General features: G+C 70.5%; 11 protein-coding genes. 1 reads left to right on the top strand and 10 read right to left on the bottom strand.

The features are described 5' to 3' along the window. Window positions 1–149 precede the first annotated feature (149 nt). Window positions 150–1,076 (bottom strand): restriction endonuclease, encoded by a 927-nt coding sequence (locus G472_RS0123585; RefSeq protein ID WP_029010346.1) that lies wholly within the window; start codon window positions 1,074–1,076, stop codon window positions 150–152. 183 nt (window positions 1,077–1,259) lie between these two features. On the opposite strand from G472_RS0123585, the gene G472_RS0123580 reads away from it, so the two are divergent. Beyond that, a complete protein-coding gene (locus G472_RS0123580; protein WP_029010345.1) occupies window positions 1,260–2,360 on the top strand; it encodes a nucleotidyltransferase family protein in 1,101 nt (366 codons plus the stop codon). Window positions 2,361–2,390: 30 nt separating this feature from the next. On the opposite strand, the gene G472_RS0123575 is transcribed toward G472_RS0123580, so the two are convergent. The 9 genes from G472_RS0123575 to G472_RS0123535 all read right to left on the bottom strand — a co-directional run bounded on the left by G472_RS0123575 (window position 2,391) and on the right by G472_RS0123535 (window position 10,476). Next, window positions 2,391–3,080 carry an ABC transporter permease gene (locus G472_RS0123575; protein WP_029010344.1) on the bottom strand — a complete coding sequence of 230 codons (690 nt, stop codon included), beginning with the start codon at window positions 3,078–3,080 and terminating at the stop codon, window positions 2,391–2,393. A gap of 2 nt (window positions 3,081–3,082) precedes the next feature. Beyond that, a complete protein-coding gene (locus G472_RS0123570; protein ID WP_029010343.1) occupies window positions 3,083–3,787 on the bottom strand; it encodes an ABC transporter permease in 705 nt (234 codons plus the stop codon). 76 nt (window positions 3,788–3,863) lie between these two features. Continuing rightward, window positions 3,864–4,703 (bottom strand): transporter substrate-binding domain-containing protein, encoded by an 840-nt coding sequence (locus tag G472_RS0123565; RefSeq protein WP_029010342.1) that lies wholly within the window; start codon window positions 4,701–4,703, stop codon window positions 3,864–3,866. A 75-nt stretch (window positions 4,704–4,778) separates the two neighbouring features. Further along, window positions 4,779–5,579: an ABC transporter ATP-binding protein gene (locus tag G472_RS0123560; protein ID WP_035693548.1), complete on the bottom strand. Its 801-nt coding sequence runs from the start codon at window positions 5,577–5,579 to the stop codon at window positions 4,779–4,781. Window positions 5,580–5,677: 98 nt separating this feature from the next. Next, the gene (locus G472_RS0123555; RefSeq protein ID WP_156927237.1) at window positions 5,678–7,357 is read right to left on the bottom strand and encodes a putative transporter; all 1,680 of its coding nucleotides are present in this window, start codon (window positions 7,355–7,357) and stop codon (window positions 5,678–5,680) included. A 286-nt stretch (window positions 7,358–7,643) separates the two neighbouring features. Further along, on the bottom strand, window positions 7,644–7,910 hold the full coding sequence (locus tag G472_RS0123550) for a hypothetical protein (RefSeq protein WP_029010339.1): 267 nt from the start codon (window positions 7,908–7,910) through the stop codon (window positions 7,644–7,646). Window positions 7,911–8,081: 171 nt separating this feature from the next. After that, window positions 8,082–9,461: a c-type cytochrome biogenesis protein CcmI gene (gene ccmI / locus G472_RS0123545; protein ID WP_029010338.1), complete on the bottom strand. Its 1,380-nt coding sequence runs from the start codon at window positions 9,459–9,461 to the stop codon at window positions 8,082–8,084. Continuing rightward, window positions 9,461–9,934: a cytochrome c-type biogenesis protein gene (locus tag G472_RS0123540; protein ID WP_029010337.1), complete on the bottom strand. Its 474-nt coding sequence runs from the start codon at window positions 9,932–9,934 to the stop codon at window positions 9,461–9,463. Before G472_RS0123540 ends, ccmI begins: the two co-directional genes overlap by 1 nt. Next, window positions 9,931–10,476 carry a DsbE family thiol:disulfide interchange protein gene (locus G472_RS0123535; RefSeq protein ID WP_029010336.1) on the bottom strand — a complete coding sequence of 182 codons (546 nt, stop codon included), beginning with the start codon at window positions 10,474–10,476 and terminating at the stop codon, window positions 9,931–9,933. The genes G472_RS0123540 and G472_RS0123535 overlap by 4 nt, the downstream gene beginning before the upstream one ends. Window positions 10,477–10,491: the final 15 nt, after the last annotated feature.

Here is a 10,491-nt window from a genome sequence, read left to right as displayed (position 1 = left end):
AACTGCCACACCGTTCCCCGGAGCCACAGACCGATTGGACGCCGCTTGGGCGACGCGGACGTGCGACACCCCGGACGGCCTGTGGTTGCGGATCTTGACGGGGCGTCGGGCCCGGTGCGCGGCGCACCTCTGTTGTGCGCGTCCGACGTCTATTCGAAGAAGTCCTCGTCCACCCTCTTGATGTGCAGAGTCTCCTCGATCCGGCATCCGACCTCGTGCCGGATCATCAGCCTGGCCAGTTGGATTCCGTCGATCAGCACGATGCGGGTGCCGAGCCGGTCGGCCGTCTCCCTGGCCGACGCGGTGAAGGCGGAGGTGGTGACGAACAGCCCCTTGGTCGCCTTGAACAGGTTCAGGCTGCCGAAGAAGTCGCGGATCGCCCCCGCCCCGACGGTGTTCCCGTCGGCGTACCGCTTGGCCTGGACATAGACCCGATCCAGCCCGAGCGGGTCCTGGTCGATGACGCCGTCCACGCCGTCATCACCCGACTTGCCGACCAGGGCCTTGTCGAGTTCCGCCACGGAACCGCCGTAGCCCATGGTGATCAACAGGCGGACCACCGTCTTCTCGAAGAAGGCTGGCGTGCCGGACCGCAGCCGCTGGAGGATCTCCTCCGCCAGCGACGCTTCGATCCGCAGGTGGGCCTGCCGCATCACCTCATCGGGGGTTAGAGGGCTTTCGGCAGCCGACAGCACGACCTCGCCGGCTTCGGCAGACTCGGCCGCTCCGGCCTCGCCATCGCGGAAGCCCTTGAAGCTCGGGAATTGCTCCAGGAATCGGATGGTGATTCGCTCCGGCGGCGACTTCAGTACATCCCGACCGGCCGGCGTGATGCGGAAATGTGCCCGCCGGGTGAGGTTCACCAGCCCGGCTTTGGTCAGGTAGCTCTTCGCCCAGTGGACCCGGTTGGCGAAGGTCGTCTGCCGGCCCGACGGCAGAAGATGGGCTCGCTCTTCGTCGGTCAAAGCGAACGTGTCGGCAAGCTGGTCGACCACATCGCCGATGCGGACCTCGCCACCCCCGGCGGCGGTTGTCAGCACGGGGAGCATCAGGGTCTGGAAATCGGGGATGGTCATTGCGGGCTCACCGAGTTCCTCAAGGCGTATCGGCCGACGAAATTCTACCGGACCGGGTGCGGGAAACAAGGGCGATTGCCGAGGCGACGCCGTCCGGGAGCCGTCTCTCGGCATCCCGTGTTGCCGGCCGGTTCCGTTGTCTGTAAATTCTTATTTTGAAGGCAACCGGGATCGGAGAGCCGCATGCGGGACCTCGGGCTGGCGATCCAGACCATGTTCGCCGACCTCGAACAGCGATGCCTGGATGCCGAGTTCGACGAGGCGTTCCCCGCGTCCGGCAGCTTCTCGAAGAAGGAACGGAAAGGTCGGGGCTACTGGTACTTCCAGGGGTATGCGGACGGCCACCGCTACAGCCGCTACGTCGGCCCCGCCGACGACCCGGGAATCGCCGCCCGCGTCGAGCGGTTCCGCGACCTCAAGGCGGACTTCACCGAGCGGCGGCGGATGGTGTCCGCCCTCAAGGCCGCCGGGCTGCCGGCGCCGGACGCCTTCACCGGCGACCTCGTCGGGGCGCTGGGGCGGGCCGGCGTGTTCCGGCTGCGCGGTGTGCTGGTCGGTACGCTGGCCTTCCAGTGTTACGCCGGCCTGCTGGGCGTCCGGCTGCCCGCCGCTCATCTCCGCACAGGGGACGTGGACATCGCGCAGTTCCACTCGGTGTCCATCTCCGTTGAGGACAGCCTGCCGCCCATTCTCGACGTGCTCCGGCAGGCGGACGACAGCTTCCGGGAGGTGCCGCACCACGCCGACGCCCGGAAGGCCACGGCGTTCCGAAACCGCAAAGGCTTTCTGGTGGAATTCCTGGTGCCCAACACAGGCAAGGATGAGCATCCGGGCAAGCCCGCCACCATGCCGGCCCTCGGCGGGGCCGCTGCCCAGCCCCTGCGGTTCCTCGATTTTCTGATCCACGATCCGATCCGGTCGGTGCTGCTTCACGCCGGCGGCGTTCCGGTCCGCGTGCCGGCACCGGAACGGTATGCCGTACACAAGCTGATCGTCGCGGCGCGGCGGCGAGCGGACCCGAACGGTCGATCGAAGGCCGATAAGGATGTGGCCCAAGCCGGGCTGCTGATCGAAGCCATGGCGTCCCGGCATCACCACGATCTATCGGACGCCTGGATCGAAGCGTGGTCGAGGGGGCCGAAATGGCGGGAAGCCCTGGCCGACGGCCTGTCCCGACTGCCGGACGCGCAACGGGACCGGATGGCCGATGCCGTCCGGCGGGCCGGAGGGAACCGGCCCCGGAACGCCGAAGACATCGGATTCCCGATCGACGGCAGCCCCTGAGCGTCCGGACCCGACCGGCCGCGGGGGCCGTTACGCCCGCGCCCGCAGGTAGGGGGTCAGGCGCCATTCGGCGAAGCGGATCAGCCGGGTGATCAGGAAGTTCAGCGCCAGATAGATGGCGCCGGCCAGGATGAAGATCTCGAACACCGCGTAGGTCTGGGCGATCAGGCGGCGGGCCAAGCCGGTGATCTCCAGCAGCGTGATGGTGCTGGCCAGAGAACTGGCCTTGACCATCAGGATCACCTCGTTGCCGTAGGCGGGCAGCGCCTGGCGGACGGCGATGGGGGCGACGATGCGGCGGAACATCAGGAAGCGCGACATGCCGCAGGCCCGCGCCGCCTCCATCTGCCCGTGCGGGACCGACAGGATGGCGCCGCGGATGATCTCGCTGGTGTAGGCCCCGGTGTTCAGCATCAGCGCCAGCACCGCGCACCAATAGGGCTCGCGCAGGAACACCCACAGGACGCTCTCGCGGATCACCGGGAACTGCCCCAGCCCGTAGTAGATCAGGAAGATCTGCACCAGCAGCGGCGTGCCGCGGAAAACGAAGACGTAGGCGCGGGCGACGGCGTCGGCGATGCGGCTGGTGGACAGGCGCATCAGCGCCGTCCCCATGGCCACCCCCAGCCCCAGCACCTCGGCCAGGGCGACGAGCTGGACGGTCAGGGGCAGGCCGGACAGGAGCGTGGGCAGGCTGTCCCACATGAGCTGCCAGTTCATCGTCAGGCCCTCCGCACGCCGCGCATGGCGTGGCGCTCCGCCCGCTCGAACACGGCGGTGGAGACCGACGTCAGGATCAGGTACAGCACCGCCGCCGTGGCGTAGAACAGGAACGGCTCGCGGGTCGAGCCGGCGGCCACATGGGCCATGCGCATGATCTCCGCCAGCGCCGTCACCGAGATCAGCGACGTATCCTTCAGGGTGAGCTGCCACACGTTGCCCAGCCCCGGCAGGGCGAAGCGCAGGGTCTGCGGCACCAGCACGCGGCGCAGGATCAGCCAGCGCCCCATGCCGCACGCCTTGGCCGCCTCGATCTGGCCGTGCGGCACGGCCTGGACCGCGCCGCGGATCACCTCGGTCGAATAGGCGCCGGAGATCAGCCCGACGGCCACGACGCCGATGGTGAAGGCGTTCACCTCCACATAGCCGTCGTAGCCGAAGACGCGGGCCACCGCCATGACCATGCCGCTGCCGCCGAAGAACAGCAGGTAGATGACCAGCAGTTCCGGCACGCCGCGGATGACGGTGGTGTAGACCTCCGCCAAGCCGGCCAGCAGCAGGTTGCCGCCCAGCTTCGCCGCCGCCCCCGCCGCCCCGAACACGAGGCCCAGCAGGAACGCCGACACCGACACGGCAACCGTCATGGCGGCGCCCATCAGAAGCTGGTCGCCCCAGCCGCGGTCGCCGAAGGAAAGGAGTTCGAGCATGGGGGGTCCGGCAGCGGGCCCCCCCTCCGCCGGTGCCGGAGCGCCGGCGCCGGGCGGCGGAGGGGGCGTCCTCGGGTTACTTCACGGAGATGTCGTAGCCGAACCACTGCTCCGACAGGCGGGCGATGGTGCCGTCGCCGTTGGCCTCGGCGATCGCCGCGTTGAGCTTCGCCTTCAGGTCCTGGTCACGCTGGCGCAGGCCGGCCCCCACGCCCTCGCCCAGCACGCCGCGCACGAAGTTGGGGCCGAACATGGTCAGGCTCTCCTCCTTCTTGACGATCTCCTGCGCCGCCGAGCGGTCGCCGAGCATGGCGTCGAGGCGGCCGTTGACCAGGTCGATGCCCGCTTCGTCCAGCGTGCCGTAGGTGCGCATGCGCACCTGCGGCAGCAGCCGCTCCATGAAGTTGGCCTGGATGGTGGAGGTCTGCACGCCCACCGTCTTGCCCTCAAGCGCCTTGGCCAGTGCGTCGAGGATCTGCTGCTCCTGCGGCTCCACGGTGGCGAGGTCGACGCCCTTCAGGTCGAAGGTCATCCCGGCCAGCGCGCTGCCCTTGATGGTGGCAAAGGCGGTGGGTTCGCTGCCGTAGGGGCCGGCGAAGTCGATCACCTGCTTGCGCTCGTCGGTGATGGACATGCCGGCCATGATGACGTCGTACTTGCCCTGCTGGAGCGCCGGGATGATGCCGTCCCAGTCCTGCGCCAGGATCTGGCATTCGGCGTTCATCTTCCGGCACAGCTCGCGGGCCAGATCCACCTCGAATCCGATCAGCTCGCCCGACGGGGCGGTGGCGTTCCACGGGGCGTAGGCGCCCTCGGTGGCGATGCGGATCTTGCTCCACTTGTCCTGCGCCGCGGCGGGGGACACCGCGATGGCCAGGATGGCGCCGAATGCCAGCGCCGCAACGGTCTTCTTCACGTCCAATGCCTCCTCTGTTCACGGCCCCGGTTGTGTCGGCGGGGGCCTTTTCCGGTACGCGTCGCCGCGCCGTCCTCAGCCCGACAGGTGGCGGGCCAGGAACTGGCGCACGCGCTCGGAGTCGGGGTTGACCAGAACCTTGTCGGGGGGGCCCTGCTCCTCGATGCGGCCCTGGTGGAGGAACACCACCTCGGACGCCACCTCGCGGGCGAAACCCATCTCGTGCGTGACGACGATCATCGTCGTCCCCTCGTCCGCCAGTTGACGGATAACCAGCAGCACCTCCCCCACCAGCTCGGGATCGAGGGCGGAGGTGGGTTCGTCGAACAGCATGACGCGCGGCTGCATGGCCAGGGCGCGGGCGATGGCGGCGCGCTGCTGCTGGCCGCCGGACAACTGCACGGGGTAGGCGTCGGCCTTGGCCAGGATGCCCACCTTGTCCAGCAGCGCCCGCGCCCGGTCCACCGCCTGCGCCTTCGGCACGCCCAGCACATGGACCGGCGCCTCGATGACGTTCTCCAGGATCGTCATGTGGGTCCACAGGTTGAAGCTCTGGAACACCATGCCGAGACGGGTGCGGATGCGGTCCACCTGCCGGGGATCGGCCGGCACCGTACGGCCGGTGCGCGTCTTCTTCAGCCCGATGGTGTCGCCGCCCACCGTGATGCGCCCCTCGTCGGGCACCTCCAGCAGGTTGATGCAGCGCAGCAGCGTGCTCTTGCCCGACCCGGAGGAGCCGATCAGGGCGATCGCCGCCCCCTCGCGCGCCGTCAGGGAGACCCCCTTCAGCACCTCCAGCGGACCGAACCGCTTGTGCAGATTCTCCACTCGGACGGCGACGGGGGCATCGGGGTTGATCGGCGGGTGGCGGTGCATACCGGGTATGTCGTGCGCGGAAATCGGGATCACAGGCTAGACCGGCAAGCCCGCGGCGGCAAAGCGGATTTTCGGCGGGTACGCGCGGAATCCGCCGCTCACCACAACAGCAGCACCAGCAGTTGCGGCGCCAGGATGCGCAGGCACATGACCAGCGGGTACACGGTGGCGTAGGCCAGGGCCGCCGCCTGCGACGGGCTGAGGCCGTTGGCGAAGGCCAGCGCCGGCGGGTCGGTCATCGATCCGGCCAGCACGCCGCAGGCGGTGAGATAGTTCAACTTCCACACCGCGCGGGCGAGGAAGCCGACGATCAGCAGCGGCACCACCGTGATGAGGGCACCGTAGAGCATCCAGGCCAGCCCGTCGCCCTCCACCAGCGTCTCCATGAAGCGGCCGCCGGACATCACCCCGACCACGGCGAGGAACAGCACGATGCCGATCTCGCGCAGGGCGGCGTTCGCGGCCGGCGGCATGAACCACACCAGCGGCCCGGCGTGGCCGACGCGCGACAGCACCAGGGCCGCCAGCAGCGGCCCGCCGGCCAGTCCCAGCTTCATGGGCGCCGGCATCCCCGGTACGTAGAGCGGGATGGAACCGAGAATGATCCCCAGCAGGATGCCGATGAAGACGGGGATGTACTCCACCTGCTGCAACCGCCGCTGGGAGTTGCCCATGAGCTGGGCGACGCGGGCGATATCAGCCGGCTTTCCGATGGCGGTGAGGATGTCGCCGAATTGCAGCTTCAGCGCCGACGACGGCACCAGCTCCACGCCGGCGCGGGTGACGCGGCTGATGACGACGCCGTAGGTGTCGTTGACCGCCAGCCCGGCGATGGACTTGCCCAGCACCGCGTCGGCGGTGACCACCAGCCGCTCCCACCGCATGTCGGTGCCGCGGGTGGTCAGGGTGATGTCCGATTCGGTGCCCAGGCGGCCCTTCAGCTCCTGCAACGCGGTGGCGGGGCCGACCAGATGCAGGACGTCCCCCGGTTCGATCACCGTCCCCGGCAGCGGCACCTGCAGCGTGCCGCCCCGCATCATGCGCGAGGCGACGACCCCGCGCTCGCCGCTCCCCAGCAGCTCCCGCACCGTGCGGCCGGCCGCCGCGGGGTTGCGCACGGCGACGTCCAGGGTCTCGATGACCGCCACCTCGGCGCGTCGGCGCGACTCGTACGCCGCCCCCTCCGCCGCGGCGTCGATCCGGAAGACGCCGCGAATCAGCGCCATGGTCAGCAGGATGCCGGCGATGCCGAACGGATAGGTCACGGCGTAGCCCAGGCCGGGCAGCGCCAGGTCGCCGGCGGGGGCGCCCACGGTGTGCAGGATCTCCTGCCCCGCGGCCAGAGAGGGCGTGTTGGTCACGGCACCGGAATAGACGCCGAGCACGGCCGCCAGCGGCGTCCCGGTGACGAGATGGATGGCCGCGGCGGTCGCCGTCCCCAGCCCCACCACCGCCAGCGCCATCAGGTTGAGCCCGAGGCCCGAACGTTTCAGCGCCGCGAAGAAGCCGGGGCCGACCTGGATGCCGATGGTGTAGACGAACAGGATCAGCCCGAACTCGCGCACGAAATGCAGCACGTGGTGGTCGAACTCCACCCCGGCGGAGGCCGCCAGATGGCCGGCGGCGATGCCGGCGAACAGCACGCCGCCGATGCCCAGCCCCACGCCGCCGATGGTCACCTGCCCCAGCGCCAGCCCGGCGATCGACACCAGGCTCAGCACCACCATCACGCGGGCGACGTCGGACAATCCGGTGAACAGGTCGATCAATAGGGGCATGGGCGGGCACGTCCGCGGTGGTGTCGTCGATCGGTCCTATCAATGACCGCCGCGGCCGTCCGTCTCAACCCGTCCGTTGGGGCGGCCGGGGCATAGGCGCAGGACGGAACAAATTTTCGCCATGATCGTGGAATAAAACCTGCGATCGGAGAGCGGCGCACGACGCCGTTTTCGCTACCCGGAACGCCTCACGGCTTTCCCCCGGCCAGACCCCGGCCGGGACGACGGCCACCGCACACGCCCCCGTTGCGGTGGCCGTTTCTTTTGCGCGCAAAAGCTCGCGGCGTCAGTCCTCCTGGTCCGGCTCCTCCGCCATCTCGTCGGCCAGTTCGCCCGCCAGATCGGCGAACAGACCGGCGTCCACCGACAGCCCGTTGGCCTCGCTGATCCGCACGAAGATGCGGTAGGCGTGCAGGATGGCCACGTCCAGCACCGCCTCGTCGCCTTCCTCGTCGAACTTGTCCTTGATGCCACGCTCGGCCAGCGTGCTGGCGATGTCCTGTTCGGCCGCCTGCAGCACGGCCTCCATGGCACGCTTGTGGAGTGTGGACATGATCGATGCTCCTCTTCAATTCCGGCCAACGGGCCGGTGATTCACTGTAGCGGGGATTGCGCGGGGGGAAAGGGGGAAGGCGGCGACGAAAAACCCTCCCCTTGTCCAAGGGGAGGGTTGCGGGAATCCGGCCGGGCGGGCGGACGGGTCCGCCCGCCCGCCCGCGCGCCGTCAGCCGCCCGTCTTCAGGCGTTCGATGCGGTCCAGCAGGGCGCTGCGGTTGGGATCGTTGGGCGCCATGCCCGCGAGCAGACGGTTCCACAGCTCCGACGCCTCGCCGGTGCGGCCGTCCAGCGCCGCGTCGAGGCCGAGCAGCCACAGGGCGTCGGGGTTGCCGGGTTCGAGGGCGAGCACGCGGTGCAGCACCTCGGTGGCGTCGGCGGGCATCCCCCCGGCCCCGGCGGCGCCGTGGGGGGCGCGGCCCAGCAGGGCGTCGGCGTAGGCCAGCAGCGCCCCGACGTTCCCCGGCGCCCGCTCCACCGCCTGGCGGCCGGCCTCGACCGCCTTGTCGTGCTCCCCCAGCACCGAATAGGAGCGGGCCAGCCGCTGCCAGCCCTCCGCGTCGGAGGGGTCGTCGCGCAGGCGGTTGGCCAGCGAATCAACCATGGCCCGGATAGCCGGATCGTCGGCCGGCGCGGATGCGGCGGCGCGGGGCGGTGCCGGCTGCGGCATCACCGAGGCGGCGTCGATGCCCATCCGCCCGGCGGCGTCGCGGATGCGGTCCTGCACGGCGGGCAGCCACGGGGCGTCGGCCGGCGTCTCGGCGGCCAGCGTGCGCCAGCGCTCCAGCGCGCCGGGGATGTCGCCGGCCTGGAAGCGGGACAGGGCCAGGTAGAAGCGGGACCGCGGCTCCTGCGGGTCCTTCTCCAGCACCGCGGCGAAGGCGGTCTGCGCCTGCTCCGGCACGATGCCGCTGTTGGCGTTGGTCAGCATCTCCGCCCACGCCGCCAGCGCCTCCATGTCGTCCGGGGCCAGCGCCACCACCCGCCCCAGGGCGTCGGCCGCCCGGGGGTAGTCGCCCATGCGGGCGTAGGTGCGGCCCAGCAGGTCCCAGCCCTGGCGGTCGTCGGGGTTGGCCGCGAGATGGGCGCGCAACTGGTCCATCGCGGCCATGACCTGCGGCGGCGGGCCGCCGCGCTCCTGCTGCAGGTCGCGCGAGGCCAGGGGCACGGCGGGCTGGTCGGGATGGCCGAGGGGCAGGTAGACGGCGAGCGCGCCGAGGGGCAGCGCCAGGGCGATCACCGCCGCCACGGCGCGGCTGCGCCACGGTGCCACGGTGCCCTCCGCGGCGGTCGCGGCGGCGGCGGTGCGCTCCGCCTCGGCGGCGACGGCCAGCATGCGCCGGCCGATCTCCGCCCGGGCGGCGGCGGCCTGGGTATCGGTGATGACCCCGCGGGCGCGCTCCCGCTCCAGCTCGGTCAACTGGTCGCGGTAGACTTCCAGGTCATAGGCGGCGCGGGAACCGGCCGCGCCGCGCGTCTTCAGCAGCGGCGGGACGATCAACAGCACCACGCCGGCGGTCATGGCCGCGGCGACGATCCAGAACAGCATCAGGTCCCGTCCTTGAGAAGCGCGTCGAGGCGGCGGCGCTCGTCCTCGCTGAGCGGCGCCGTGTCACCGCCGCCCGGCGCCACGCGGCGGCGCAGGTAGACGGCCACCGTGACGGCGCCGATGGCCAGCAGCACGAACGGTCCCACCCACAGCAGCAGCGTCGTGGCCTTGAACGGCGGGTTCAGCAGCACGTAGTCGCCATACCGGTTGGTGACGTAGGCCAGCACCTCGGTGTTGCTGTCGCCGGCCTCCAGCCGCTCGCGCACCAGCACCCGCAGGTCGCGCGCCAGCGGCGCGTTGGAATCGTCGATCGACTGGTTCTGGCAGACCAGGCAGCGCAGATCGCGGGAGATCTCGCGCGCCCGGCCTTCCAGCGCCGGGTCGGCCAGCACCTCGTCGGGCTGCACCGCCCGCACCGGGGCCGGCACGGCGGCGGCGACGGCCAGCATCACGGCCAGGAGAAGCGCCCTCATCCCTTCCTCAACTGCTTGACCAGGGGAATGATCGTCTCTTCGACGACGGCGGGGGTCAGCGGGCCGACGTGCTTGAAGCGGATGCGCCCCTCGCGATCGACCAGGAACGTCTCCGGCACGCCGTAGACGCCCCATTCGATGGAGGCGCGCCCGTCCGGGTCCGCGCCGACGCGGTCGTAGGGATCGCCGTTGCGCGTCAGCCAGGCCAGGGCGTCGGCCGGCTTGTCCTTGTGGTTGATGGCGTGCACGGTGATCCCCTCCTCCCGCGCCAGGCGGGTGATGATGGGGTGCTCCACCTTGCAGGGCACGCACCACGAGGCGAAGACGTTGACCAGCGTGACGTCGCCCCGCAGATCGGCGGTGGCCAGCCCGCGCGCGTCGGCCTTGTCGCGGCCGGGCAGGGCCGCCAGCGCGAACTCCGGCACCGGTTTGTCGATCAGGACCGACGGAATGGCGCGCGGGTCCCGCCCGAAGCCGAGGAAGAAGGCCACGCCGACGCCGACGAACAGCACCAGCGGCAGAAGGAAGAGAAAGCGGCGCATGATGATCGGTCTTTC

Source organism: Azospirillum halopraeferens DSM 3675 (assembly GCF_000429625.1).
Taxonomy (GTDB): Bacteria; Pseudomonadota; Alphaproteobacteria; order Azospirillales; family Azospirillaceae; genus Azospirillum; species Azospirillum halopraeferens.
The sequence above is the reverse complement of the archived record's forward strand: the minus strand, read 5'-3'. Positions and strand labels throughout refer to the sequence as shown.